This window comes from Caulobacter sp. UNC358MFTsu5.1, from assembly GCF_000712075.1.
GTDB lineage: Bacteria > Pseudomonadota > Alphaproteobacteria > Caulobacterales > Caulobacteraceae > Caulobacter.
Map to the genome: position 1 here is coordinate 1378483 of NZ_JONW01000005.1, position 24759 is coordinate 1403241.

The following is a 24759-nucleotide window of genomic DNA, read 5'->3' on the forward strand; positions in this document are numbered from 1 at the left end:
ATTCGTGGACAAATTTATCTGTGATGACCGTGGGGTTATTGCGAGCAACTCGCAGCTATGACCCTATATGGTCTACTTAGTGGATAAACGACTTGTTTACCGTGTCGGGCGCACGCCCGGGGCGGGGTTTCAAGAGGCCGCGCGCCTAAAGGAATGACGATGCCGGATTGGCTGATCGCGATCGTGTTGGGCCTGGTCGAGGGCCTGACGGAATTCATCCCCGTCTCGTCGACGGGGCACCTGCTGCTGACCAAGATCGCCCTGGGCCTGACCGATCCGGCCTGGGACACCTTCATCGTCCTGATCCAGCTGGGCGCGGTCCTGGCGGTCGTGGCGGTCTATTTCCAGCGCCTGTGGAATGTCGTGGTCGGCCTGCCGACCAAGCCGGAAGCCCGTCGCTTCGCGCTGAGCGTGATCATCGGCTGCATCCCCGCCTTCGCCGCCGGCCTGCTCCTGCACGGGGTGATCAAGCACTTCTTCGAGAACCCGTTCCTGCCGCAGGTGATCTGCGCCTCGCTGATCGTCGGGGGCGTGATCCTGCTGATCGTCGACAAGAAGGCCCCCGCCCCCAAGGAAATGGACGGCATGGCGCTGAGCCTGAAGACCGCGTTCCTGATCGGCCTGTTCCAGTGCCTGTCGCTGCTGCCGGGCGTGTCGCGCTCGGGCTCGACCATCGTCGGCTCGATGCTGATCGGCGTGGACCGCAAGGCCGCCGCCGAGTTCAGCTTCTTCATGGCCATCCCGATCATGGTCGGCGCCTTCGCCCTGGACCTGCTCAAGAGCTACAAGGACATCGACACCAGCCACGCCGGCACCATCGCCGTCGGCTTCGTGGTGTCGTTCCTGTCGGGCCTGCTGGTGGTCAAGACGATGATCGCCTTCATCGGCAAGCGCGGCTTCGCGCCGTTCGCCTGGTGGCGGATCGTGGTGGGGGTGATCGGCCTGGGGCTGATCTACATCCCGAAGTGATCTGAGCGGGGACATGCCCTTGCGGCGTGTCCCCATCAGCGCGCGCCGAGCCAAGGCTGGGGACACGCCGCGAGGGCATGTCCCCGTCCGCTGAACGAAAAAGCCGCGCCCAGTCGGAAGACCGGACGCGGCTTTTGCTTTTCTCCCGTAGGAGAGGAGAGTCCTAGAACGCCCCCGCCGGAACCTCGGCGTACTGGCCGCCCTTGCGATAGCGGTAGAGGTAGGACGGGACCACCGCCTCGACGGCGGTCGGGACGACGCCGGCCTCGGCCAGGCCCGGCAGACCCTTGTCCGCGACATTGTCGCTCTTCAGCGACTCGACCTGGTCCGACGTCAGCGGCGGGTTGATCGGCGACAGGTCGCCGACCTTGCCGATCAGGCCGGCGGCGAAGAACGGGATCGGGGCCAGGACGCGGTTGCGGCCGGTCTCGACCAGGATCAGCTCCATCAGCTCCTTGAAGCTGTAGACGGCCGGGCCGCCCAGCTCGTAGGTCAGGCCCTCGGCGGCCGGGCTGGCGACCGCCTTGGCGATCACCGCGGCCACGTCGCCCACATAGACCGGCTGGAACTTGGTCTCGCCGCCGCCGATCAGCGGCAGGGCGGGGAACAGGGCGGCCATCTGGCCGAACTTGTTGAAGAACTTGTCCTCGGCGCCGAACACGATCGACGGGCGGATCACCACCGCGCCCGGGAACGCGGCGCGGACGGCGGCTTCGCCCTCGGCCTTGGTGCGCTGATACTTGGACGAGGACTTGGCGTCGGCGCCGATGGCCGAGACCTGCACCAGGCGCTTGACGCCGGCGGCCTTGGCCTGCTCGGCCACGGTCTTGGCGCCCATCACGTGCAGGGTCTGGAACTTCTGGCGGCCGTTCTCCCACAGGACCCCGACCAGATTGACCACCGCCTCGGCGCCGTCGACCGCGCGGGCCACCGACGGGGCGTTGCGGACATTGGCCTGCACGACCTCGATCTGGCCGACATCGCCCAGCATGCGCATGCGATAGGCGAGGTTGGGATTGCGCACCGCCACCCGCACGCGATGGCCCGCCTTGGCGAGCGCGCGTACGACCTGGCCGCCGACGAAGCCGGAGCCGCCGAACACCGTGACCAGACCTTGCATGCGAAAACCTCTCTTCAAGTCGTGAGGCGGGGGATAGACGACCGCGAGGGCCTTCGCAATCGAAGCTGAAAAAAAGGCTGCGATTAGCGATTGACGCGGCCAGAACCTTTGCATAAACGTCCCGGCCTCGCGGCGGTCCACGGATCGCTCCGCAGGCCCAGGTGGCGGAATTGGTAGACGCGCTGGCTTCAGGTGCCAGTGACTGAAAGGTCGTGGAGGTTCGAGTCCTCTCCTGGGCACCACCCCCTACCAACCTTCGAAAGAAGGTCGGGGTGGCGCCGAAGCTCCCGGAACTCCAGGGGGCTCGAAAGCTTCCAAGACATGCTCACAAAATGATCCTGGCCCCCACGGGGGCCTAGCGACGGTTGTGACCAGGCGTTAGATATCCTGTTCATTCGGCCGACAGGGTCGGCGCCCCATTATTCAGGCGCATTCGGAATTCGCAGCGTCCGCGCGACGAGACCGAGGGCGCGGAGACGAAGAGACTTGGCCAACTTCCTGCATGAAGGCGATCTGCCCGCCGGCGTCTTCGACGGCGCGACGGCGGTCGCCATCGATTCCGAGACCATGGGCCTGCGCCTGGGCCGCGACCCGCTGTGCGTGGTCCAGCTGTCGTCGGGCGACGGCGACGCCCACGTGGTGCGCCTGGACCGCTCGACCTACGACGCGCCCAACCTCAAGCGCCTGCTGACCGATCCTTCCGTCGTGAAGCTCTTTCACTTCGGCCGCTTCGATATCGCCATGTTCCTGTTGCACTTGGGGGTCATGACGGCCCCCGTGTACTGCACCAAGATCGCCAGCAAGCTGGCCCGCACCTATACCGACCGCCACGGCCTGAAGGACGTGACGCGCGAGCTGGTCGGGGTCGAGCTGTCCAAGGTCCAGCAGAGCTCGGACTGGGGCGCCGACACGCTGTCGGCCGACCAGGTCGCCTACGCGGCCTCGGACGTGCTGCATCTCCACGCCCTGCGCGAGCGCCTCAACGCCATGCTGGTCCGCGAAGGCCGCATGGCCCTGGCCCAGGCGGCCTTCGACTATCTTCCCCACCGCGCGGCCCTGGACCTGGCCGGCTGGGAAGACGTCGACATCTTCGCGCACAGCTGAGGCGGGCGGGATGACCACCCTCGAGGCCGACCGGGCGGGATACAGGCGGGACTTGCGCCGCTGGCGCCGCCGTTCGCGCCGCGTCCACCTGGCGCGGGTGGTGCTGCCGGCCGCCATGGTCGCCCTCCTGGCCACCGTGGGCGGCCAGGTGGCCTGGCGCTCGTTCACCGCCGGCGACCGCCGGCCGGCCGAGAGCAAGGCCCAGATCCGGATGGTCACGCCGCGCTTCTACGGCCAGTCCAGCGACGGACGGCCGTTCATCATCACCGCCCGCTCGGCGGTGCGCGACGAGAACGACCTCAAGCGGGTGTTCCTGGACGCCCCGACCCTGACCCTGGGCGTGGGCAGCCCCGCCCCCACCCGCTCGACCGCCGACCGCGGCGTCTATCGCGAAGACACCCTGATCCTGCAGCTGTACGGCAACGTGCGCATGGACGACGGGGCCGGCTATCGATTCGCTTCGGACGAGGCCCTGGTCGACACGCGCAACGGCAACACCACCGGCGAAACCACGCTGCAAGGCGAAGGTCCAACTGGACAGGTGCAATCCAACGCCTACTCCGTATATGACAAGGGCGACCGCATCATCTTCCGGGGCGGCGTCAAGACGCGCATCGACCGGAAGACGGGTGAGGCCGTTCCCGTGCAGGCCCAAAGTCCGGGTCAGAACACGGGGACGCCGGAATGAACATGAGGACGTGGTTGATGAATCGATGGATGGCGCCGACGGCGATCGCCTTCAGCCTGCTGAGCGGCCCGATCCTGTTGGGCGGCTCGGCCATGGCCCAGACGACGGCCCCCGCGCGAGGCAACGACTCCAGCGCGCCGGTGGACATCTCCGCCGACGAGCAGGAGGTCATCAACAGCCAGTGCAAGACCATCTTCCGCGGCGCGGTCGAGGTCCTGCAGGACAAGGCCCGCATGCGGGCCGCGACCATGACCGTCTACAACCGCCGCAAGACGCCGGGTAAGACCTCCTCGCCCACCGGCAACAACGACTGCGGCGACGTCGACCGCGTCGAGGCCGACGGCAACGTCTTCTACGTGACGCCCGAGCAGACCGTGCGCGGCGACCACGCCGTCTACGACTACGCCACCGACACCATCGTGGTGACCGGCGACGTCGTGGCCGTCCAGGGCCAGGACGTGGCCCGGGGCGACCGCATGACGATCAAGACCAAGACCAACGACGTGAAGATGGAATCCAACGCCACGGGCCGCGGCAAGCCCCGTGTGCGGGCGGTGCTCTATCCCGACCAGAACAAAGACAAGAAGCCCGCCGCCGGCAAGCCGTAGGATCTCATGGCGTTTTCGATGCAATCCCTGAACGTCGACGCCACGGCCAGCGAAGGCCTGTTCGTCGACGCCATCGGCAAGTCGTTCGGCGACCGCCCGGTCGTCAAGAGCGTCTCCCTGCGCCTCAAGCGCGGCGAGGTCGCGGGTCTGCTGGGCCCCAACGGCGCCGGCAAGACCACCTGCTTCTACATGATCACCGGCCTGGTCGCCGCCGACTACGGCTCGATCTACCTGGACGGCGAGGACATCACGTCCCAGCCGATGTTCCAGCGCGCCCGCATGGGCGTGGGCTATCTGCCGCAGGAAGCCTCGATCTTCCGGGGCATGACGGTCGAGCAGAACGTCATGGCCGTGGTCGAGATGCGCCAGAAGGACCAGCGCAAGGCCCGCGACCATGTCACCGAGATCCTGGAAGAGCTGCGGATCACCCACATCCGCAAGTCGCCGGCCGTCGCCCTGTCGGGCGGTGAGCGCCGCCGCGTGGAAATCGCCCGCGCCCTGGCCAGCGAGCCGTCGTTCATGCTGCTGGACGAGCCCTTCGCCGGCATCGACCCGCTGGCGATCTCGGACATCCGCGAGGTGGTCAGCTACCTGAAGAACCGCGGCATCGGCATCCTGATCACCGACCACAACGTCCGCGAGACGCTGCAGATGGTCGATCGGGCCTCGATCATCCACGCCGGCGAGGTGCTGTTCGAAGGCGCCCCGCAGGAGATCATCGACAACCCTGAGGTCCGCCGCGTCTATCTGGGCGACAGCTTCGACGAGCGCGTCTAGGCTCCCTCACCGCGCCCGCCGGGCAAGATTTAACAGGCCGGGCGTTCCGTCACCGGAGCGCGCGGCTTTTTCGTTGCGGCTCCAGAAAACTAAAAACGTCGCCATATCAGTGACTTGACGCCCGATGTCGGGAAAAACGCCGGCCTTCGCGGACGGAAGGTCGCAGTGGCCCGCTTTTTGCTGGCGTTGGCGCCCCGTTAACCAAACTGGCCGTTCAATGGCGATCAACAGGTTCGTTGATTTGCCCAGGAGGGCGCATTGGCTCTCGGCCATAGATTGGAGCTTCGGCAAGGCCAGGGCCTTGTCATCACGCCGCAGCTTCAGCAGGCGATCAAGCTCCTGCAACTGTCCAACCTCGAGCTCGACGCCTTCGTCGAGGCCGAGCTGGAGCGCAATCCCCTGCTGGCGCGCGACGACGGCCCGGCCGAAACCGAGCGCGCGGCCGAAGAGCCCGCCGAACGCGCCACCGAGAACCTGGGCCTGGACGCCGTGTCCGACAGCGCCGCCAGCAGCCAGATGGACGCCACGCCCGACGACGTCTCGCCCGGCGAGCGCGCCACCGGCGACGGGACCGAAGCGCGGGCCGAGCAGGCCGGCGGCCAGATCGACTGGTCGCGGACCGGCGGCGGCGGCAGTTTCGAAGGCGACGACAATTACGAAGGCGCCCTCTCCCGCGCCCCGACCCTGGTCGAGCACCTGACCGAGCAGCTGGTCGTGGCCGGCCTCTCGGCCGCCCGCAACGCCGTGGCCGCCGTGCTGATCGACGCGGTCGACGAGGCCGGCTACCTGCGCGCCGACCTGCTGGAGGTGGCCGAGCGCCTGGGCTGCGGCCTGGCCTTCGTCGAAGAGGTGCTGACCGTCCTGCAGGGCTTCGAGCCGGCCGGCGTCATGGCCCGCGACGTGCGCGAGTGCCTGGCCCTGCAGCTGAAGGACGTCAACCGCTACGATCCCTGCATGGCCGCCCTGCTGGACAATCTGGACCTGCTGGCCCGGCGCGACATGAACGCCCTGCGCAAGGTCTGCGGCGTCGACGACGAGGACCTGCGCGAGATGGTCGCCGAGATCCGCGCCCTGACCCCTCGCCCCGGCGCGGCCTTCCACAGCGACCCGCCCCAGACCCTGGTCCCCGACGTCCACGTGCGCGAGACGCCCGGCGGCCTGTGGCACGTGGAGCTGAACACCGACACCCTGCCCCGGGTGCTGGTCGACCAGCGCTACCACGCCCGCATCGCCAAGGGCGCGCGGACCGACCAGGAGAAGACCTTCGTCTCCGACAGCTTCGCCACCGCCAACTGGCTGGTCAAAAGCCTCGACCAGCGGGCCAAGACCATCCTGAAGGTCTCCAGCGAGATCGTCCGCCAGCAGGACGGCTTCCTGGCCTACGGCGTCGAGCACCTGCGGCCGCTGAACCTGAAGACCGTCGCCGACGCCATCGGCATGCACGAGTCCACCGTCAGCCGGGTGACCTCCAACAAATACATCGCCACCCCGCGCGGCGTGTTCGAGCTGAAGTACTTCTTCACCTCGGCCATCCAGTCGTCGGAAGGCGGCGAGGCCCACTCGGCCGCCAGCGTGCGCCACAAGATCAAGGGCCTGGTCGAGGCCGAGAAGACCGAGGCCGACGTCCATTCCGACGACCGGATCGTCGAGATCCTCAAGGAAGCGGGCGTCGACATCGCCCGCCGGACGGTGGCCAAGTACCGCGAGGCCCTGCGCATCCCCTCCTCGGTCGAGCGTCGCCGCCTGATCAAGGAAACCGCCTAGGTCGAACGACGGCGCCCTTTCGTCCGTCACGCGCTTGCCGCATGCTGCGAACGGCCGCGCTCCGCGTTCTGTGAAGACGCGGCTGAAGGCGAAGCATGACCACCGAGAGTTTGTCCGACGTCATCGAGGGGTTCGGCGAGGACACCCGTCCCGTCCTGACCGTCGGCCAGATGCTCGAGCAGTTCGACAGCCGCGCCTTCGGGGCCATGCTGCTGGTGTTCGGCCTGCTCAACTGCCTGCCCCTGCCCCCCGGCTCGTCGACGATCCTCAGCCTGCCGATCTTGTTGCTGGCCCCGCAGATCGCCTGGGGTTCCGACATCCCGTGGCTGCCGCGCAAGCTGATCCACCACCCCCTGAAGCGCGACGAGCTGCGCGGATTGTTCCGTAGACTGACGCCGATCGTCCGCCGGATGGAGCTGGTCACCCGCCCCCGGCTGGGCTTCCTGTTCGGCCCGGTCGGCGAGCGGCTGATCGGCGTGGTCTGCACCCTGCTGGCCCTGGTGCTGGTGCTGCCAATCCCGCTGGGCAACCTGGCGCCGGGGGCCACGGTGGCCGTCCTGGCCCTGGCCCTGCTGCAGCGCGACGGGCTCCTGGTGCTGCTGGGATACCTGATGGCCGCCGTCAGCGTGGGCCTGCTGGTGGTCAGCGCCGGGGTCGTGGCGGCCGCCGTCGAACGCCTCCTCCACATGATTCCGGGGCTGCTTTAAGTCGCTTTTGCGACGCTTGACACCGAGCCGGGACAGGCGCGTTGATAGGCCATGCAAGTCCAAATCTCCGGCAAGCATGTCGACGTTGGTGAGGCTCTGCGAGCGCGAGTCTCCGACGAAATCGCCCTGAGCATCGGCAAGTATTTCGACCGCGGCGGTGACGCCGATGTCGTGATCAGCAAGGAGGGCTTCGCCTTCCGGGTCGATTGTTCGGTCAAGCTGGCTTCGGGCCAGCAACTGATCAGCCACGGAGCGGGCGGCGACGCCCACGCGGCCTTCGACGCCGCCCTGGCCAAGATCGAGACGCGCATCCGGCGCTACAAGCGACGACTTAAGAGCCACTCGATCGCCGCCTCCGCCAAGCAGGCGGAAAACGCGGCGATGTACGTGCTGCGGGCTCCGGACAGCGACGATGTCGACGACGACGACTGGAGCGTCGAGGAGGAACATCCCGCCGGCGCGCCGGCCGGCATGATCATCGCCGAGACCCAGGCCTCGCTGAAGATCATGACCGTTTCCATGGCGGTCATGGAACTGGACTTGACCGAGTCCCAGGCAATCGTGTTTAGGAACGCCGCCCACGACGGTTTGTCGGTGGTCTACCGGCGGGCTGACGGAAATATCGGCTGGATCGACCCCGAACGCACCAAGTCGCTGAACGGGCACGCACCGGCCGTTAGCTGATCGAACCTCGGGTCGGTCGGCGCGTTCTGGTAGGCCCCGTCTCTCAAGCTTGGAGTGTCCGGGGCTTGAGGCGGCGACATGCGCGACGACCGACTGCGAGCGAGTTCCACACCATGACCATCGGCGATCTACTGGAGCCCGGCGCGGTCACTTTGCGGGTCAGCGCCGCCAACAAGCGTCAGGTCCTCGGCGTGATCGCCGACGTCGCCGCCCGCGCGTTCGGCGTCGACGCCCACGAAGCCCTGGAAGGCCTGGTCGAGCGCGAGAGCGCCGGATCGACCGGCGTGGGCCAGGGCGTGGCCCTTCCGCACGCCCGCCTGGCCGACATCGACCGCGTGCGGGCGGTGTTCGTGCGCCTGGAGACCCCGGTGGCGTTCGGCGCGGTGGACGACAAGCCCGTCGACCTGCTGGTGGCGCTGTTCGCGCCCAAGGAAGCCGATTCCAGCCACCTGCGCGCCCTGGCCCGCGTCTCGCGCCTGATGCGCCAGCCCGAGCTGCGCGAACAGCTGCGCAAGGCCCGCTCGGCCGACGCTGTCCACGTGATGCTGACCCAGGCCCACGAGAGCAAGTCCACGGCGGCGTGAGGGCATGAACCCCTCTCTCATAGAGAGAGGGAGGGGCCCGCCGCGAAGCGGTGGGAGGGTGAGAGGTTACAATCTCTCAGGATAACGCTCCGACGAGACAGCATGGAGTGGCGACCGCCTCGACGGTGGCTAGCTGGGTCAATTCGAGGACTTCAACAGCCCTGGATTTGCCGGCCGGCGGTGAAACCTCTCACCCTCCCACCGCCTGCGGCGGCGGGCCCCTCCCTCTCTCAAAGAGAGAGGGATTCCATCCCTAAACCCGCTTCATGCTCAGGATCTTCACCGGCGGGTTCAGCATCTGGCCCTTCATGGCCGGGTACAGGGCCGGGCCGTCGGCCTTCAGGGCCAGGATCTTCTTCACGACGTCCAGCCCCTGGACCACGCCGCCGAAGGCCGCGAAGCCCTCATTGTCGCCTTTGCCGCCCGGTTGCGCATCCAGATAGGGCTGCGGGGTGGCGCAGATGAAGAAGTCGCAGGTGGCCGTGCCGGGCGCGTTGCGGGCCATCGAGATGGTCCCGGCCCGATGCTTGATCCCGGTCAGGCGGGTGCTTTCGTGGGCGATGGGGGCGAAGCGGCGCACCCGGTCGGGCGGCCCGCCCTGGATCGAGCCGGCGCCCTTGACGCCCTTGGTCTTCGACGCGCGGTAGAAGGTCCCGCCGTCGTACTTGTGCGCGTCCACATAGCGCAGGAAGTTGGCCGAGGTGATCGGAGCCTTCCGGTCCTCCAGTTCGACGACGATCGTCCCGTGGTCGGTCTGGATCGCCACGCGGGGCTTGGGCGGCGCCGCCCAGGCGGGGGCCGCCACCAGCAGCCCGGCCAGGCCCAACATCCCCCGGCGGCCGATATCCGTGTCGCTCATCCGTCGTCCTCGCCTGTCTCCGACCGTGACGGCTTACCGCGCCCGGGCGCGATCGTCGACTGGCCGCGCCCCGGCTTGTTGGCCCTCGCGCCGGACTGCTAAGGACCACCGACCGACGATCCGTCGGCCACGGGGGCCTATTCGATGTTCAAGACGCTTTTCGTCGCCGCCGGGCTGATGGCCCTGATCGGCGCGCCGACCGCCGCGCAAGCCCAGCTGCAGACCGAGCCGCTGGCGGAAGGCCGCCCCTGCGCCTATGCCGACGTCGTCGGCCTGTGGGAGAGCCAGGTGATCGTCGCCAAGGAAGCCGGCGCGGAAGAGCTCAGCGCCCGCCTTCCGCGCGACTACATGCGGTTCAAGGCCGACGGCGGGATGATGTATTACGGGACCGACCGCGCCGAGACCGACGTCCCGACGATCCAGAAGAAGCTGGACGACTTCGACGCCACGGACGGGGCGACCTACCAGGCCGAGATGCTGTCGCCCGGCCTGCTGCTGCTGCGTCGGGACGGCGCGCCGTTCCAGGGCTTCACCTGCACGGCGACGACCGACGCGGCGGGCAAACCCACGTTCGTCCTGACCCATCTGAAGGGGATGCCCGCCCTGCGGCGGGTGCAGCGGCGGCTCGACTAGAGCCCCGCTCGGGCCGGCCTGGAGGGACCGGCCCGGATCGTAGGGCTTAGTGCACCGAGACCGGCGCCAGTTCGTGGGCGAGGGCGGCGGCGACGGCCGCGTCCTTGTCGGTCAGCACGGCCAGGCGCGCGCCGTCGGCGCGGAACACCGCGTACAGGGTCTGGTCGGGCGACAGGTCGACCTCGTCGGTCACGCCGACGGGGACGTCGGCCAGGATCTCGGCCGCCTTGATCGGCCGGACGTAGACCAGGTCGGGTGCGCCCAGGGCCGCGAAGGCTTCGGCGGAGAAGAACGGGGTAGCGGGGTTAGGTGTCATAAGACCACCTCCTTCGGAAAGGGAACGCCCCGTGTCGCGTCTCGGTTCAGACCGCGACCGTGGGGAACATCCTGGGAAAAGCTTGACTGGAACGGCTTCGGACCTCAGCCGACCGAGCGGATCGGGATGCGGCGGACCAGCCGTTCGGGTTCCGGACGGGCCAGGTCCACGTGCAGAAGGCCGTGCTCAAGCGTGGCGGCCGTGACCTCCATGCCCTCGGCCAGCACGAAGGTGCGCAGGAAGCCTCGGGCGGCGATGCCGCGGTGCAGATAGGCCTTGTCGGCCTCGGGCTTGCCCTCGCTGTCGCGCCGTCCGGCCACCACCAGCTGTCCGCCTTCGACGGTCACCTGCAACTGGTCGGGCGAGAAGCCGGCCACCGCCAGGGTGATGCGCACCCCGCCGTCGTCCGATTGCTCGACATTGTAGGGCGGATAGCTTTCGGCGGCGGCCTTGGCCGCGCGCTCGATCAGGTCTCTGGTGTGCTCGAAGCCCAGCAGGAAGGGGCTGTCGAACAGGATCGTCCGGGTCATCGCGAAGTCCTCGCTCAAGCGACTTCGTTCGCCGGACACGACCCAACAGCGGCGCCGCGTCCAACGACGTGACAGTTACGTGGCGATGCGCGGGGGCGGGTTCAAGACCGTGCGTGGAGATGGGGACACACACTCACGGCACGGCCGTGCGAGGTCGGCCGAAGCCTTCGCGTGAGTGTGTGTCCCCTCCTTCGTCCGCCTACTTCTTCGTCCAGCCGCCATCCAGCGGCTTCCAGTACTGGCCGGGGGCCAGGCGGGCGTAGAGCTGCTTGGCGGTGGCCTGGCCGGCGGCTTCGGCGGTGACGCCGGTCTTGCTGGCGGTGTCCTTGTAGACGGCCGCGCGGCCGGCGTTGATCTCGGCCACGGCGGCGCGGGTGGCGGCGTCGCCGCCCGAGACGATGCCCAGGAAGCCGTCGGCCTGTTCGCCCACCGTGCCGGCGGCCTTGCCGGCGTCGACGGCGGCCTTGGCGGCGGCGGACTGGGCGAAGGCGGGAACGGCCAGGGCCACGGCGCCCATCGAGGCGGCCACGGCCAGGATCGTCATGGTCTTGCGGATCATGTCGGTTCCTCTCTTAGAACAGGTTGGGGTTCTGCTGGATCAGCGTCTGGACTTCCTTGTCCAGTCGCACGCGCACGTCGGCGTCCAGCTTGGCGTAGATGTTGATCGGGTCGACCTTGACCCGCACCGTCGGGGTGCACGCCGCGAGGGCGCCCACCGCGAGGAGGGGAAGGATCAGGGCGCGCTTCATGGCGGGTGTCTCCAGTTCGGGGGAAATCTGACGATTCAACGCTGAACCGTTGCTGAACGTGGCGCGGGCTCCGGGGCGGGGCCTGGGGCCGGCTCCGGAACCGGCGTCGGAACGGGGACGGGGACGGGGGCCTCCGGCGCGCTTTCCTGCCAGCCGCGCTTCCAGGCCGCCAGAAGCTCGTCGAAGTTCAGCGAGGTGTCCAGGGTCAGGTCGACCGGCGTCTTGGCGGGCAGGGGGATGCGGCGGTTGAAGGCGCTGCCGTTCAAGAGTTCCATCAGCCCGATCTTGGCCTTCTCCGGCACCTTCGGATCGTGCTCGCCCTTGATGTGGAAGAGCACGCCCAGCCGGCCCTTGTCGGTGCTGCTCACCCCGGCCTCCAGGGTGTCGAACCGCAGGTTCTCCATGGCCTGGTAGGCGAAGTCCTGGATGGCGTTGACCGGCGCGTCCTTCTTGACGGTCAGGGGGTCGTTGGGGTCGACGCCGCCCTGGCCCGCCTGCACGCCGGTCAGGGCCGTGCGGGCGATCGACAGGCGACCAGGGCCGGTCGCATAGACCTTGCCGTCGACGAAGCGGAAGCCGGCCTGGTCCATCTCGAACGGCAGGCGGCCGTCGATCGTCGCCTCGACAGAGACCTTGTCGGCCAGGGACGAGCCGGCGACCAGCTGGCCCAGGTCCAGGCCCGCGATGTCGACCACGCCCTTGGTCGCGCCCTTGCCGTCCAGGGCCAGGTCCAGCGGCTCCAGGGTGATCCTGCCCTTCGACGCCTCGAAGGTCGCGCCTTCCAGGTGCAGGGCCTCCGCCCCGAGGGCGAGGCTGGCCCGCACCGACTGGATCGGCACGATGGCGTCGACGCTGTCGACGGTCAGCACCTGGCCGGGCGGGCTGGTCAGGGGGGCCAGGCTGTCGAAGACGATCTCGCCCTTCAGCCGGTGGACCTGGCCCAGCGGGCTGCGGAAATCCAGGCCCGGGGTCGAGACCTTGCCCTGGCTGGTCAGGACCTCGTCCGCCCAGTTGAAGCGCCCGGTGAAGACGACGGGGCCCTCGGCGTCGCGGGCGATCGCGGCCAGGGGCGTCAGGCCCAGGGGCTGCAGTCCGCCCTTGGCGAAGACCAGTTTCGTGGCGTCGATGTCGGCCTGACCCCGGCCGCTGGCCACGTCGTGGCGGATGGTGACCCGGCCCAGCGGGCGGCCGTCCAGGGTCTTGCCGTCCAGCCCGCCGGTCCACTGGCCGCGCGCCAGGTCGACCTCGCCCGTCGCGGCGATGGTCTCGAAACGCTTGCCCTCGGTGGAGGCCTCCACGACGCGGCCGCCGGTGACCTTGACCTGGGCGGTGTCGAAGCCGCGGCCGCCGCCGACGAAGCTGGCGTCCACGCCCTCCAGCCGCGCCTGGGCGACATTGACCATCGCCGCGCCGTCCCTGATCAGGGCCGACGCCCGCCAGACCCCGCCGGCGGCGACCACCAGCGGCTGGGCGGCGGGGCAGAGCTTGAACGTCACGTCGCTGATCGGCGGCTCGCCCATGGCGATCGCGCGGGCGGTCATCGGCGTGCAGCCGTTCAGCCGCAGGATCAGCCCGCCGCCGGCCAGCTGGGCCCGTCCGGACAGGGTCCCGGCCACGCCCATGAAGGGCGGGACGTCCAGGCTGCCCACCGCCGTGAGGTCGCTGGTCAGGCCCGAGGCGTCGGAGCGCCAGCGGGCCGCCGTCAGGGCGATCTCGGGCAGGCCGCCGCCGCCCAGGGTCAGCGCCGCCCGGCCCTCGGCCGTCCCGTTCCCCGCCGCCGCCAGCGGACCGCCGGACGCGCTGAGCACGGCCTTGGCGCCGCCGGGGGCGGTCAGGGCCACGGGGCGGGGCAGGGACAAGATCGTCCGGCCGCCGGTGATCCCCAGCTTCAGGGCCGGGGCCGAGAGCTCGAAGCGCGACAGCGCCCGGGCCGCGGCCTGGCCGTAGGCGGGATTGGGCAGGGCGGCGCTGATCCGGGCGGCGTCGGGACCGCTCATCGCCCCGTCGGCGTCGGCCCGGCCGTCCAGGGCCAGGGCGATCCCGTCGGTCCCCGCCGAGAACCGGCCCTTGCCGTCGGCCGCCAGGCTGGACAGCACCACGCCGCCCGCCGCCACGCGCCCGCCGCCCAGGGCCACGCTCAGCGGGCCGCCGATCGAGGTGCGGGCTTTGTCCGACACCAGGGTCAGGCTGGGCGACTGGACCTCGAGCGCCGAGCGCGACAGGGCCGCGGGCCCCGCCACCGCCCGGTCGGCGTTGGCGGCCAGCCGCGTACGGGCCGAGCCGCGCAGGCCGGAGGCGTCATAGGTCAGGGCCAGGTTCGACAGGTCCAGGTCCGCGCCGATGTCGCGGCTGTCCAGGCCCGCGCCGGCCGTCAGGCGCTCGCCGCGGGCGTGCAGGGTGGTCTTGCCGGTCAGGCCGCCGTGCTTGAGGTCGCCGCTCAGCAGGCCGGCCACCACCAGGTTGGCCTCCAGCCCGCCCAGGCTGGCGGCCTCGACCTCGGCGCCCCGGGCCGTCAGGGCCAGGCGCGCCTCGGCCGGCCCGACCATCGAGAGCGCCTTGAGGTCCGGATAGGTCAGGTCGGCCTGCAGCGAGCCTTGCGCCTCGGTCAGGTCCAGCTGGCCGGCGCTGAGGGTCTTCAGGCCCAGCTGGACGTCGAGGTTCAGCCGGTCGCCGCGCTTGCGGGCCCGGAGCACGGCGCCGTCGGTGTCGAACGACAGGGACGGCGTGGCGTAGTGCATCGGACCCAGCCGGCCGTCGAAGCGCAGCAGCCGCCCGTCGTCCAGGCTGGCGTCGCCGGTCAGGCGGGCCGGGCCGCCGGGGGTGCGCAGCAGCACCCGGGCGTCCTCGATCAGGATCGCCGGGCCGGGCGTCTCCGGCTGAGCCGGCGACTTCAGCGCCTGGTCGATCATCGGCTGCAGGGTGCCGAAATTCAGGCCGTTGGCGTCGAGCTGGGCGTTCACCCGGGGCCGCACCAGCCGCACGGCGCGGGTGTTCAGGGCGAACTTGCCGCCCGTCCAGGGCGAGGCCAGGTCATAGGCCACCTCGATCCGCTCGGCCGAGAACACCGGGGCGTTCTTGGGGCCCAGGCGGATGGCGCCGGCGAAGCCGGTGGCGTCCAGGTCGTCCAGGTCGAGGGTGGCCTCGATGCCCTTGTCGTGCAGCCAGGCCAGGGCCAGCTCGCGGCTGATCTCGCGGCGGCCGGCATAGGTGGCGAAGCCCAGCGCGATGAAGGCGAGGGCGGCCAGCGACATCGTTTCCAGCACGATGTCGATCAGGGTCGCGCCCGCGACCTCCACGATCTCGGCGGGGGAGGACGTCTCGGCGTCGGGTTTCGTCTCTGGCGGTGGGGGCTCGGCCATCAGGGCGCACAATGCCGCAAGCTGCGGCGATTGTTAGGCCCCTTAGCGCCTTCAAGCGCTGCAAAGGCCGCCCCGCTGGAAGAAGGCGCAAAAAAACAAAGAGATCTGGAGCGCATCTGCGCTCTAGTTTTGAAAGCCCAGCACATCCTGCATGTCGTAGAGGCCGGGCGGCTTGCCCTTGACCCACACGGCGGCGGCCACGGCGCCCCGCGCGAACAGGCCCCGGTCGGTGGCCGAGTGCGACAGGGTCAGCACCTCCTCCTCGCCGGCGAAGATCACGCTGTGCTCGCCGATGATCCCGCCGCCGCGCACCACGGAGAAGCCGATGGCCCCCTCCTTGCGCGGCCCGGTCATGCCGTCGCGGCCGCGGTCGGCCACCTGGCCCAGGCCCACGCCGCGCCCGTCGGCCGCCGCCTGGCCCAGCATCAACGCCGTACCGGAAGGCGCGTCGACCTTGCGCTTGTGGTGGGCCTCGTAGACCTCGACGTCCCAGTCGGAAGCAGGCAGGGCGGCCGCGGTCTGGCGCACCAGGCCCATCAGCATGTTCACGCCCAGCGAATAGTTGCCCGACTTGACGATGGCGACCTTGGTCGCCGCCGCCGCGATGCGGGCGTTCTGGTCGTCGGTGAAGCCGGTCGAACCGATCACCAGGGCCGGTCCGCCATGCGCCGCGGCATACTCGGCCAGGGCCACCGAGGCCTCCGGAATGGTGAAGTCGATGGCCACGTCGACGCCCTTCAGGGCCTGGTCGCGCTCCACGATCCCCTCACCGGTCGCGCCGGGACGGTCGAAGCGCGAAAAAACCACCGCGTCGGATCGCCCGGCCAGGGTCTTGGCCAGGGCCTGGCCCATCCGCCCCAGGGCCCCCGCGAGCGCAATGGTAACGGTACCTTTTTGCGGAGCTAAGTCGTTCTGGCTCAAGGCGATCTCCCGGGGTCGACGCGGGCGGTAGTCTCCCGACACGCCCCCTCAGGTCAAGCCAAACTCGGCTCGGATGACAACGTTGGACAGGCGTAATCCCAAGAAGAACAAGCGTTTGCGGCCGAAAACTTACGCCGAGTAAGGTTGTGACGCCCCCGCCCGGTCGCTACGGTGCGCCCATCATAAGGACGCGTCGCATCGTTCGACCCGTCCACACCGTGTGACTAGCAGGACAGTACAGGACAGGGGGACGCCGCATGAGCGACGCGGAAAAGAAGACCTTCACCGACGAGGAAGCGCTGAACTTCCACCGCTATCCGACCCCCGGGAAGATCGGCGTCGTCGCCACCAAGCCGATGGCCACCCAGCGCGACCTGAGCCTGGCCTACTCCCCCGGCGTCGCCGTGCCGGTCCACGCCATCGCCAAGGACCCGGACGCCGCCTACGACTACACCTCCAAGGGCAACCTGGTGGCGGTGATCAGCAACGGCACCGCGATCCTGGGCCTGGGCGACCTGGGGGCCCTGGCCTCCAAGCCGGTGATGGAGGGCAAGTCGGTCCTCTTCAAGCGCTTCGGCGACGTCGACTCCATCGACATCGAGGTGACCACCAAGGACGCCGATGAGATCATCACGGTGGTCAAGAACATCGGCGTCACCTTCGGCGGCATCAATCTGGAGGACATCAAGAGCCCCGAGTGCTTCCGCATCGAGACCGAGCTGCAGGAGCTGCTCGACATCCCGGTGTTCCACGACGACCAGCACGGCACGGCGATCATCTGCGCCGCCGGCCTGATCAACGCCTGCCACATCACCGGCAAGAAGATCGAGGACGTGAAGGTGGTGCTCAACGGCCCCGGCGCGGCCGGCATCGCCTCGCTGGAGCTGATCAAGGCCATGGGCGTCAAGCCCGAGAACGTGATCGCCGCCGACTCCAAGGGCGTGCTCTATCGCGGCCGCACCGAGGGCATGAACCAGTGGAAGAGCGCCCATGCGGTCGACACCCCGCTGCGCACCCTGGCCGAGGCGGTCAAGGGCGCCGACGTGCTGCTGGGCCTGTCCGCCAAGGGCGCCTTCACGCCCGAGATGATCGCCAGCATGGCGCCCAACCCGGTCATCTTCGCCATGGCCAACCCCGACCCGGAGATCACCCCGGAGGAGGTCCACGCGATCCGCAAGGACGCGATCATGGGCACCGGCCGCAGCGACTATCCCAACCAGGTCAACAACGTCCTGGGCTTCCCCTACATCTTCCGCGGCGCCCTGGACGTGCGGGCCCGGCGCGTCAATCACGAGATGAAGATCGCCTGCGCCAACGCCCTGGCCATGCTGGCCCGCGAGGACGTGCCCGATGAAGTGGCCGCCGCCTATCACGGCCGCCAGCTGAAGTTCGGCCCCAACTACATCATCCCCTCGGCCTTCGACCCGCGCCTGATCTGGTACGTGCCGCCGTTCGTGGCCCAGGCGGCCATGGACACGGGCGTGGCCCGCAAGCCCATCGCCGACATGGACGCCTACCGCGCCAGCCTGGCCCAGCGCCTGGACCCCACGGCGGGCTTCCTGCAGAAGATCAGCGGCGCCGTGCAGGCCAATCCCAAGCGCATCGTCTTCGCCGAAGGCGAGGATCCGTCGGTGATCCGCGCCGCCTACGCCTTCCAGACCGGCGGCTTCGGCAAGGCCATCCTGTGCGGCCGCGAGAACCTGGTGCACGAGAACATGAAGGTGGTCGGCCTCGACCCGGCCACCGCCGGGCTCGAGATCGTCAACGCCCGCCTCAGCGACCGCAATCCGGACTATGTGGACGCCCTCTACAAGCGCCTGCAGCGCCAGGGCTACCTGCGCCGCGACGTCCAGCGCCTGATCAACCAGGACCGCAACAGCTTCGCCGCCTCGATGGTCACCCACGGCGAGGCCGACGGCATGGTCACCGGCGTGACCCGCAGCTTCGACCAGGCGCTGGAGGAGGTGCTGCGCGTCATCGACCCGGCCCCCAACGGCCGGATCATGGGCATGTCCGTCGTCCTCGCGAAGGGCCGCACCGTCTTCGTGGCCGACACCAACGTCACCGAGCTGCCCGACAGCGACGAGCTGGTCGAGATCGCCCTGGAGGCCGCCCGCGCCGTCCGCCGCCTGGGCTTCAAGCCGCGCGTGGCCTTCATGAGCTACTCCACCTTCGGCAACCCGATGGGCGAGCGCTCCGACAAGGTGCGCGAGGCCGTGGCCATGCTCGACGAGATGGACGTCGACTTCGAATACGAGGGCGAAATGCCGCCCGAGCTGGCCCTCGACCCGGAAAAGCGCGCCAACTACCCGTTCATGCGCCTGACCGACAGCGCCAACATCCTGATCATGCCGGCCATCCACTCGGCCTCGATCGCGACCAAGCTGGTGCAGAGCCTGGGCGGGGCGACGGTGATCGGGCCGGTGCTCCTGGGGCTGAGCCACCAGGTGCAGATCGCGCCGCTGTCGGCGTCGGTGTCGAAGATCCTGAATATGGCGATGATGGCGGCGTACGAGCCGGCGGGGGATTTGGAGGCGGGGGAGTAGGGGGATGACAGATCGAAGCTCGGACCCCGTCGGCCTGGCTCCTATCTCGAAGTTTCTAGCCGGCGTTACGCCCTCTATACCGGCCTTTACGGCTGGCGCGGTAGTTTGTTCACTTGTTTATACTCTTGGATATTTCCATTTTTCTGGAATCTACTGGATATCTTCCTTTACGCTTCTTGATTTATTTTCCAGAACCTGGTCCGTCCTTCCGTCGTACACATTAAGCCTGATCCTTACTGGGCTAACATATCCCTATTTAATGAAGATATCTGAGAGGCTTAGGCGCAACCGCACTTCACCCACCGATGAAGCCCCCGAAAAACGATCGCTGCTTTGGAATTTGATCGCTGCACTCTGCGCCGTTTTGAGCTTTTCGTCTGCTATATTCCTGCTGTATGCGCTAAAGTCCACAAATCCATACGAATATTCGGTTCGAATTTACTATATTGCATACTTCATACACGCTGTATTTCTAATTAACTTCTTTGGCCTGACAATCTCAAGCATGAGATTAATCTTAGTACCGCTTATATGTTATGTAATAATATCCATCACTTTTATTGACGGCTTAATGTCTGGCATTCGCGCAATTACAGAAGAAGGCAATGCTTTGGTTGTATATGGCGACCATAGATACTGTGGGAAATATCTTATGAATAGCGAACGAGGGATTTTACTCTACGATCCGATACACAAGAGCGTAAAGTTCATACGGCAAGATCAAATTCACACCGTTGAACGCCCGGTTCAATGCAGTTTGCCAAAGGAATGGCAGCCTAAGACCTCGAACAGCAATGCCGCCAAAGTCAACGCAGCAAAGGACAAAGGCGTGCAGGCCCATTGAATCACCATCCACCCCTCAGCGGATGACGCCGCGTCCTGAAACCCTTGGTGGAATGGGAGCTCTGGGGTCTGACCGTGTCAAGGATCGCCTCTGGCGACCGCGTCGCGGCGGCGCGACGCGCCGTCCTTGACACGGTCAGACCCCAGAGCAGGCTCGCCATCATGGATTTCAGGGCGCGGCCTGGCCGCCGTGGGCGGTCCGGCTGGGTGAGGGGGGACGAACCGGACGGGGACGCGCACTCACGGCACGGCGTCGCTCAGTTCACTCAGGGCCAGGTGTGAGTGCGTGTCCCCCAAGTCGTCCGCTGAGCTTGGGGGCTGGTCCTGTGGCGGCGTGGCCGAAGTGGGGGACACGCACTCACCCGGGCTTCGGAGCAGGTCTGGCGAGGTCTTGCCGTGAGTGCGCGTCCCCGGCTGGGCGACTTATGCTCGGCGGATAGCGGATGAACTCCAGCGAAATCAACGCCATGGACTTTTTCGACCAAACTTGTCCTCACCCTTCCCCGCGCCCGTATCCTGAGGTCACCTGAAGGCATGGGGAGGGCGCACGTACGGCGACCGATGCGGCCTTCGGGGGTGGACGAGCGGGAAGGCTTGTCCGTCGTGTCGCCTTCGGGAGACGCCCTGGGTTGGAGTTGGAGCAGGTTCGCCCCAGCCGCGACGAAGCTTCGGCGCTCGGGGAGACGGACCGAGCCGCCAGGCCCGGGCTGAAATCGCCCGGGCGGTCCAGGACGCGCCAACGTCCTGCCCGTCGGGGGCGTAAAGCGGGAGCGGGTTAAAACCCCGCGTCCCGAACGCTCACCGGATAACGGCTCCGCGCGAAGCGCCTGTCTTCGTCGAAACGGTATTCAAAGCTGCAAATCATCCGGGCGAGGCCCGGGCGCTTCGCACCCTTCCCACCAAGCTCGCAGCTTCTAGCGCGGGAGCGCGCCCACTTGCCCCCACCTGACCGCTTCGCGGTCTGTCCGCCCCCGTAGGGGGCGGAGGACGCGCGCCGCGCCGGCGGCTCAATGCGGTTTCAGCTTGCCGATCAGGTGCTCCGCCAGCCGTATCGCCAGGGTGATGATCGTGAAGGTCGGGTTCGAGATCCCCGCCGAGGGGAAGGCCGAGGCGCCGGAGACGTACAGGTTGTCGAGGGTGTGGACCTTCAGGTCGGCGTCGACCACCCCGTCCGCCGGCAGGGCCGACATGCGGGCGGTGCCGATGTGATGGCCGTTGACCACCACCTGGCGGGTGATCGCCGCCCAGTCGGGGAAGGTGACCCGGCCGCCCAGGCCGGCGACCGACGCCTGGAACAGGGCCGTGGTCTTCTCGTAGGTGACCTGGTCGCGGGGGTCGAGCTTCCAGGTGATGTGGGTCTGGGGCTGGCCGAAGACCTTGTCGCGATACTTGGGGTCGGTGGCCAGGGCGATCTGGCTGCCCGGATTGGGAGCCATCTCGTAATAGTACTGGCCGCCGTTCCACCAGAACCAGCAGCTGCCGATCCCCAGCTTGCGCTGCTGCTCGGCGTCGGGCTGGAAGCGGCCGGTGACCCCCACGCCGTTGGCGTCGTTGAAGGTGGCCGCCCGGGCGCCGGCCATGCCGACGCCGTCCATCAGCCGCTGCTGGTCGTAGGTCAGGTAGCTGCCGCTGACCCCGATGACGTTGCCGCTCAGCGGGTGGCACATGAAGGTCTTGCCCACCTGGCCCGTCTCATTGCCCGCGTCCGACAGCAGCAGCAGGCGGGCGTTCTCCACCGCCCCGCAGGCCAGGACATAGACGTCGGCCTTGACCGTGAACTCGGTGGCCTTCTTCGGCACCGGATTGCTGTCGTCCATGCTGGCCACGCGCAGGCCGTTCACCTGGCCGCCGGCGTGGTCGATCTCCAGCAGGCTGGCGTTGAGGATCACGTCGCAGGCGCTCTGGCCGATCGTGCCCTGGCCCTCGAAGGTGCGGGTGGCGAAGTTGGTGCCGGGCATGAACTGGTACATGGCCACCTCGAAGCCCGGCAGCTTGGGCACGTCGGCGTGCAGGACCTTGGCCCAGTACTCGGCGGTGAAGTCGTCGTGCAGGTCGCAGAAGGCCGCGGCCTTGCTGTAGAACGGGTCGAGGTCGGCGCGGGTGATCGGCCAGCCGGGGAATCCCGGCCGCTTCTCGAAGCTGACCGCGTCCAGCGGCCGCGACTGGCCGCCCCAGTGGGTGGAGGTGCCGCCGAAGAACCGCTCGCGCTCCGACGGACCGCCCCGCACGCCGGGATAGCGCAGGATCAGGAATTCCCGCTCGTTGCTGGTGAACAGCCCGTCGGCCAGGCCGTCGTAGAGCAGGGCCTTGTCGGCCTGGCTGGCGGTATAGCCGGGATAGACGCGCGAGCCTTCGATCAGCGTGACCTTCAGCCCCGCCTTCTGCAGGAACCAGGCCGTGGTGATGCCCGCCGGGCCGGAGCCAATGATGCAGACCTGCGTGCTGACCGTCTCGCCGTTGGCGATGTCCTTGCCGTTCCGGATCATGTTCCACCCTTGAGTTGAGCAGAGTCATGATTGCTATTTTTAGATGCGTCAGGCAAGCGTGCAACCGACGATGGAGGCCCGTAGGGTCGCGATCCGGCGCTGCGCGGGATTGCCCCATCGACAGCCGGCCCCGCCTGGGCATGATGGGCCCACCGCGAACGAGTCCGAGTAAAGGAGCGCGATGACCGCGCGATCCCCGACCGAGACCCAGGACGCGCCTCAGACCGCGCCGGAGGTCGGGGCCGCGCCCTCGCCCCTGGCCGCCTCGCCCAGCGTGACCACCGCGCTGAAGCACGCGCCGATGGGCATCGCCATCTTCGACGAGCAGATGCGCTACCTGGCCGCCTCGCGGCAGTACCTGACCGACCAGAACATGTCGCCCGACACCCCGCTGCTGGGCCGCCGCCACTACGACGTCTTCCCCGAGATCCCGCAGTTCTGGCGCGACAAGCACGCCCAGGTGCTGGCCGAGGGGGTCGAGCTGCGCGACGACGAGGGCGAGCGCTATGTCGACCGCAACGGCGACGTCCACTGGGTACGCTGGTCGATGGCCCCCTGGCGGCACGACGACGGCCGGATCGGCGGGCTGGTGCTCTATACCGAGATGGTCACCAAGGCGGTGGAGGCCAAGCACCGGCTGCAGGCCGCCGAGGCCCGCTACCGCGCGGTGTTCGACCAGGCGGCCATGGGCGTGGCCCGGGTCTCGGGCTCGGGCCGGTTCCTGGAGGTCAACGACCAGTTCTGCGCCATCACCCGCCACGACCGCGAGACCCTGCTGGCCTCGACCTTCATGGACATCGTGCGCGGCGAGGACACCGTCACCGCCGTGGTCACCCAGGGCCAGGCCCTGTTCGCCGGCGAGATCGACACCTACACCGTCGAACGCCGGGTGGCCGGCGACCGCGACGACGGGGTGGTCTGGGTGCACGTCACCGCCTCGCGAGTGGATCCCGGCGGCGACGCGCGGCCCTACCTGGTGGTGATCATCTCCGACATCACCGCCCGCAAGCAGGTCGAGGCCGAGCAGCAGCACTACCAGGGCCAGCTGCGGCTGCTGATCAACGAGCTGAACCACCGGGTGAAGAACACCCTGGCCACGGTGCAGTCGATGGCCAGCCAGACGCTGAAGAACGAACCCCACCCGCTGGTCGCGTTCGAGAAGTTCGAGTCCCGGCTGATGGGCCTGTCCCAGGTGCACGACGTGCTGACCCGCGAGAGCTGGCACGGGGCGGGGCTGTGCGACGTGGCCGAGCGGGCCCTGGCGCCGTTCACGCCGCCGTCGCCCGACGGCGAGCCGGGGTGCAAGCGCCTGGTCATCGACGGCCCGCCGGTCTGGCTGGCGCCGGGCGGGGCCCTGACCATGGCCCTGATCTTCCACGAGCTGGCCACCAACGCCCTGAAATACGGCGCCCTGTCGAACAGCGACGGCAAGGTGGTGCTGAGCTGGACCTACGACGCCGACACCCGCGACCTGGCCCTGACCTGGACCGAGACCGGCGGCCCGCCGGTGGTCCCGCCCACCCGCCGCGGCTTCGGCTCGCGGCTGATCGAACGCAGCTTGCGCGGCGAGTTGAAGGGCGCGGCCACCATGGACTACCGGCCCGAGGGCCTGGTCTGCGCGATGCGGGCGACGCTGTCGGAGGCGGTGGAAGGGGTTTCGCCGTTGGGAGGCTAAGCGGCGAACACTTGCCCCCTACGGACCGCTTCGCGGTCGTCTTCCCCCGCAGGGGGAAGAGCGCGGGTGCGAAGGCTCCGCCCCCTACGGGGGCGGACAGGCGGCGAAGCCGCCAGGTGGGGGCAAGGGGGTGAGCCGCTGACCCCTTGCGCTGGCCCTTCCCCGCACGTAACTCCCCCGTCATGACCACCAAGGCCAAGATCTGCGGGCTCTCCACGCCCGAGACCGTCGCCGCCGCCGTGACCGGCGGCGCGGCCTTCGTCGGCTTCGTGTTCTTCGCCAAGAGCCCGCGCAACCTCGAGCCCGAGGCCGCCGCCCGCCTGGCCCAGCCCCTTCGCAACGGCCCGGTCAAGACCGTGGCCGTCACCGTCGATCCCGACGACGCCCTGGTCGACCGCCTGATGGCCACGCTGAAGCCCGACCTGATCCAGGTGCACGGCAAGGAGACCCCCAACCGGGTCCGCGAGATCGCTCAGCGCTCGGGCGCCGGGATCATCAAGGCCTTCTCGGTCTCCTCGCCCGCCGACGTCGACCAGGCCGGCGCCTTCGACGGCGTGGTCGAGCACCTGATGTTCGACGCCCGCCCCGTGGAAGGCTCTGCCCTCCCGGGCGGAACCGGCGCAAGGTTCGACTGGAGCCTGCTGGCGGGCCGGCGATTTTCTCGCCCGCATTTCCTGGCCGGAGGGCTGGACCCGTGGAACGTGGCCGAGGCGATCAAGGCTTCCGGCGCGCCCCTGGTGGACGTTTCCTCTGGCCTTGAGCGGGGTCCCGGCCTAAAGGACCCGGCTCTGATCACGGCGTTCCTGGACGCCGTCAAACGCGCCTGACGATTTGCCT

The 24759-nt window shown here is 68.5% G+C and carries 24 protein-coding genes and 1 tRNA gene; 15 read left to right on the plus strand and 10 right to left on the minus strand.

The window, feature by feature from the left end; translation table 11 throughout:
* Positions 1 to 159: 159 nt before the first annotated feature.
* Positions 160 to 969 carry an undecaprenyl-diphosphate phosphatase gene (locus BR39_RS0108300; RefSeq protein WP_029909711.1) on the plus strand — a complete coding sequence of 270 codons (810 nt, stop codon included), beginning with the start codon at positions 160 to 162 and terminating at the stop codon, positions 967 to 969.
* Positions 970 to 1132: 163 nt separating this feature from the next.
* On the opposite strand, the gene BR39_RS0108305 is transcribed toward BR39_RS0108300, so the two are convergent.
* Positions 1133 to 2089: a complex I NDUFA9 subunit family protein gene (locus BR39_RS0108305; RefSeq protein WP_029909713.1), complete on the minus strand. Its 957-nt coding sequence runs from the start codon at positions 2087 to 2089 to the stop codon at positions 1133 to 1135.
* Between the two features lie 155 nt (positions 2090 to 2244).
* On the opposite strand from BR39_RS0108305, the gene BR39_RS0108310 reads away from it, so the two are divergent.
* From BR39_RS0108310 to lptB, 5 genes are all read left to right on the plus strand, one after another.
* Positions 2245 to 2331, plus strand: a tRNA-Leu gene (locus BR39_RS0108310).
* A gap of 244 nt (positions 2332 to 2575) precedes the next feature.
* Complete coding sequence (locus BR39_RS0108315; RefSeq protein WP_029909714.1) at positions 2576 to 3193, plus strand: ribonuclease D; 618 nt, start codon at positions 2576 to 2578, stop codon at positions 3191 to 3193.
* 10 nt (positions 3194 to 3203) lie between these two features.
* Positions 3204 to 3881, plus strand: coding sequence for an LPS export ABC transporter periplasmic protein LptC (lptC, locus tag BR39_RS0108320; RefSeq protein ID WP_051695285.1), 678 nt, complete (start codon positions 3204 to 3206; stop codon positions 3879 to 3881).
* A 17-nt stretch (positions 3882 to 3898) separates the two neighbouring features.
* Positions 3899 to 4489: an LptA/OstA family protein gene (locus tag BR39_RS0108325; protein WP_029909719.1), complete on the plus strand. Its 591-nt coding sequence runs from the start codon at positions 3899 to 3901 to the stop codon at positions 4487 to 4489.
* Between the two features lie 18 nt (positions 4490 to 4507).
* Entirely contained in the window at positions 4508 to 5266 is a 759-nt protein-coding gene (lptB, locus tag BR39_RS0108330; RefSeq protein WP_156035622.1) for an LPS export ABC transporter ATP-binding protein, read from the plus strand.
* 6 nt (positions 5267 to 5272) lie between these two features.
* Here lptB and BR39_RS26420 read toward each other — a convergent pair whose 3' ends face one another.
* Positions 5273 to 5539: a hypothetical protein gene (locus BR39_RS26420; protein ID WP_156035624.1), complete on the minus strand. Its 267-nt coding sequence runs from the start codon at positions 5537 to 5539 to the stop codon at positions 5273 to 5275.
* On the opposite strand from BR39_RS26420, the gene rpoN reads away from it, so the two are divergent.
* The 4 genes from rpoN to ptsN all read left to right on the plus strand — a co-directional run bounded on the left by rpoN (position 5525) and on the right by ptsN (position 9005).
* Positions 5525 to 7030, plus strand: a complete 1506-nt coding sequence (gene rpoN / locus BR39_RS0108335) for an RNA polymerase factor sigma-54 (protein WP_029909725.1) — start codon at positions 5525 to 5527, stop codon at positions 7028 to 7030. The genes BR39_RS26420 and rpoN overlap by 15 nt on opposite strands.
* A 95-nt stretch (positions 7031 to 7125) precedes the next feature.
* On the plus strand, positions 7126 to 7737 hold the full coding sequence (locus BR39_RS0108340; protein WP_029909738.1) for an exopolysaccharide biosynthesis protein: 612 nt from the start codon (positions 7126 to 7128) through the stop codon (positions 7735 to 7737).
* 51 nt (positions 7738 to 7788) lie between these two features.
* The gene (gene hpf, locus BR39_RS0108345) at positions 7789 to 8421 is read left to right on the plus strand and encodes a ribosome hibernation-promoting factor, HPF/YfiA family (protein WP_029909741.1); all 633 of its coding nucleotides are present in this window, start codon (positions 7789 to 7791) and stop codon (positions 8419 to 8421) included.
* A 113-nt stretch (positions 8422 to 8534) separates the two neighbouring features.
* Entirely contained in the window at positions 8535 to 9005 is a 471-nt protein-coding gene (gene ptsN / locus BR39_RS0108350; protein ID WP_029909744.1) for a PTS IIA-like nitrogen regulatory protein PtsN, read from the plus strand.
* Between the two features lie 253 nt (positions 9006 to 9258).
* Here ptsN and BR39_RS0108355 read toward each other — a convergent pair whose 3' ends face one another.
* Positions 9259 to 9864, minus strand: coding sequence for a peptidylprolyl isomerase (locus tag BR39_RS0108355; protein ID WP_029909747.1), 606 nt, complete (start codon positions 9862 to 9864; stop codon positions 9259 to 9261).
* 144 nt (positions 9865 to 10008) lie between these two features.
* Between BR39_RS0108355 and BR39_RS0108360 the strand changes: the two genes are divergently transcribed.
* Entirely contained in the window at positions 10009 to 10497 is a 489-nt protein-coding gene (locus BR39_RS0108360; RefSeq protein WP_029909750.1) for a hypothetical protein, read from the plus strand.
* A gap of 46 nt (positions 10498 to 10543) precedes the next feature.
* Here the strand turns inward: BR39_RS0108360 and BR39_RS0108365 are convergent, their stop codons facing one another.
* From BR39_RS0108365 to dapB, 6 genes are all read right to left on the minus strand, one after another.
* Positions 10544 to 10813 carry a DUF1150 family protein gene (locus BR39_RS0108365; protein ID WP_029909753.1) on the minus strand — a complete coding sequence of 90 codons (270 nt, stop codon included), beginning with the start codon at positions 10811 to 10813 and terminating at the stop codon, positions 10544 to 10546.
* A 104-nt stretch (positions 10814 to 10917) separates the two neighbouring features.
* Complete coding sequence (locus BR39_RS0108370; protein ID WP_029909754.1) at positions 10918 to 11343, minus strand: Hsp20 family protein; 426 nt, start codon at positions 11341 to 11343, stop codon at positions 10918 to 10920.
* Between the two features lie 199 nt (positions 11344 to 11542).
* Positions 11543 to 11902, minus strand: a complete 360-nt coding sequence (locus BR39_RS0108375; protein WP_029909756.1) for a YdbL family protein — start codon at positions 11900 to 11902, stop codon at positions 11543 to 11545.
* 13 nt (positions 11903 to 11915) lie between these two features.
* Positions 11916 to 12092, minus strand: coding sequence for a YnbE family lipoprotein (locus BR39_RS26105; protein ID WP_012288956.1), 177 nt, complete (start codon positions 12090 to 12092; stop codon positions 11916 to 11918).
* Positions 12093 to 12127: 35 nt separating this feature from the next.
* Complete coding sequence (locus tag BR39_RS0108385; RefSeq protein ID WP_029909759.1) at positions 12128 to 15451, minus strand: YdbH domain-containing protein; 3324 nt, start codon at positions 15449 to 15451, stop codon at positions 12128 to 12130.
* Between the two features lie 123 nt (positions 15452 to 15574).
* Complete coding sequence (gene dapB / locus BR39_RS0108390) at positions 15575 to 16372, minus strand: 4-hydroxy-tetrahydrodipicolinate reductase (protein WP_029909761.1); 798 nt, start codon at positions 16370 to 16372, stop codon at positions 15575 to 15577.
* Between the two features lie 257 nt (positions 16373 to 16629).
* Here dapB and BR39_RS0108395 point away from each other — a divergent pair, with 257 nt between their 5' ends.
* Both BR39_RS0108395 and BR39_RS26425 read left to right on the plus strand, forming a co-directional pair.
* Entirely contained in the window at positions 16630 to 18918 is a 2289-nt protein-coding gene (locus tag BR39_RS0108395; RefSeq protein WP_029909764.1) for an NADP-dependent malic enzyme, read from the plus strand.
* A 4-nt stretch (positions 18919 to 18922) separates the two neighbouring features.
* The gene (locus tag BR39_RS26425; protein WP_156035626.1) at positions 18923 to 19762 is read left to right on the plus strand and encodes a hypothetical protein; all 840 of its coding nucleotides are present in this window, start codon (positions 18923 to 18925) and stop codon (positions 19760 to 19762) included.
* 1006 nt (positions 19763 to 20768) lie between these two features.
* Here BR39_RS26425 and BR39_RS0108405 read toward each other — a convergent pair.
* The gene (locus tag BR39_RS0108405) at positions 20769 to 22247 is read right to left on the minus strand and encodes an FAD-dependent oxidoreductase (protein WP_029909769.1); all 1479 of its coding nucleotides are present in this window, start codon (positions 22245 to 22247) and stop codon (positions 20769 to 20771) included.
* Positions 22248 to 22428: 181 nt separating this feature from the next.
* Here BR39_RS0108405 and BR39_RS0108410 point away from each other — a divergent pair, with 181 nt between their 5' ends.
* Both BR39_RS0108410 and BR39_RS0108415 read left to right on the plus strand, forming a co-directional pair.
* Entirely contained in the window at positions 22429 to 23922 is a 1494-nt protein-coding gene (locus BR39_RS0108410) for a sensor histidine kinase (RefSeq protein WP_081916603.1), read from the plus strand.
* A gap of 182 nt (positions 23923 to 24104) precedes the next feature.
* Positions 24105 to 24749 carry a phosphoribosylanthranilate isomerase gene (locus tag BR39_RS0108415; RefSeq protein ID WP_029909776.1) on the plus strand — a complete coding sequence of 215 codons (645 nt, stop codon included), beginning with the start codon at positions 24105 to 24107 and terminating at the stop codon, positions 24747 to 24749.
* The last annotated feature ends 10 nt before the right edge of the window (positions 24750 to 24759 follow it).

Coding starts and splice junctions, on each gene's coding strand:
- BR39_RS0108340 (WP_029909738.1), top strand. CDS start 7,126: ATGACCACCGAGAGTTTGTCCGACGTCATCGAGGGGTTCGGCGAGGAC.
- BR39_RS0108405 (WP_029909769.1), bottom strand. CDS start 22,247: ATGATCCGGAACGGCAAGGACATCGCCAACGGCGAGACGGTCAGCACG.
- BR39_RS0108410 (WP_081916603.1), top strand. CDS start 22,429: ATGACCGCGCGATCCCCGACCGAGACCCAGGACGCGCCTCAGACCGCG.
- BR39_RS26425 (WP_156035626.1), top strand. CDS start 18,923: ATGACAGATCGAAGCTCGGACCCCGTCGGCCTGGCTCCTATCTCGAAG.
- BR39_RS0108355 (WP_029909747.1), bottom strand. CDS start 9,864: ATGAGCGACACGGATATCGGCCGCCGGGGGATGTTGGGCCTGGCCGGG.
- BR39_RS0108395 (WP_029909764.1), top strand. CDS start 16,630: ATGAGCGACGCGGAAAAGAAGACCTTCACCGACGAGGAAGCGCTGAAC.
- BR39_RS0108385 (WP_029909759.1), bottom strand. CDS start 15,451: ATGGCCGAGCCCCCACCGCCAGAGACGAAACCCGACGCCGAGACGTCC.
- BR39_RS0108415 (WP_029909776.1), top strand. CDS start 24,105: ATGACCACCAAGGCCAAGATCTGCGGGCTCTCCACGCCCGAGACCGTC.
- lptC (WP_051695285.1), top strand. CDS start 3,204: ATGACCACCCTCGAGGCCGACCGGGCGGGATACAGGCGGGACTTGCGC.
- BR39_RS0108375 (WP_029909756.1), bottom strand. CDS start 11,902: ATGATCCGCAAGACCATGACGATCCTGGCCGTGGCCGCCTCGATGGGC.
- BR39_RS0108360 (WP_029909750.1), top strand. CDS start 10,009: ATGTTCAAGACGCTTTTCGTCGCCGCCGGGCTGATGGCCCTGATCGGC.
- ptsN (WP_029909744.1), top strand. CDS start 8,535: ATGACCATCGGCGATCTACTGGAGCCCGGCGCGGTCACTTTGCGGGTC.
- lptB (WP_156035622.1), top strand. CDS start 4,508: ATGCAATCCCTGAACGTCGACGCCACGGCCAGCGAAGGCCTGTTCGTC.
- BR39_RS26420 (WP_156035624.1), bottom strand. CDS start 5,539: ATGGCCGAGAGCCAATGCGCCCTCCTGGGCAAATCAACGAACCTGTTG.
- BR39_RS0108370 (WP_029909754.1), bottom strand. CDS start 11,343: ATGACCCGGACGATCCTGTTCGACAGCCCCTTCCTGCTGGGCTTCGAG.
- BR39_RS0108300 (WP_029909711.1), top strand. CDS start 160: ATGCCGGATTGGCTGATCGCGATCGTGTTGGGCCTGGTCGAGGGCCTG.
- BR39_RS0108305 (WP_029909713.1), bottom strand. CDS start 2,089: ATGCAAGGTCTGGTCACGGTGTTCGGCGGCTCCGGCTTCGTCGGCGGC.
- BR39_RS26105 (WP_012288956.1), bottom strand. CDS start 12,092: ATGAAGCGCGCCCTGATCCTTCCCCTCCTCGCGGTGGGCGCCCTCGCG.
- BR39_RS0108365 (WP_029909753.1), bottom strand. CDS start 10,813: ATGACACCTAACCCCGCTACCCCGTTCTTCTCCGCCGAAGCCTTCGCG.
- hpf (WP_029909741.1), top strand. CDS start 7,789: ATGCAAGTCCAAATCTCCGGCAAGCATGTCGACGTTGGTGAGGCTCTG.
- BR39_RS0108325 (WP_029909719.1), top strand. CDS start 3,899: ATGAATCGATGGATGGCGCCGACGGCGATCGCCTTCAGCCTGCTGAGC.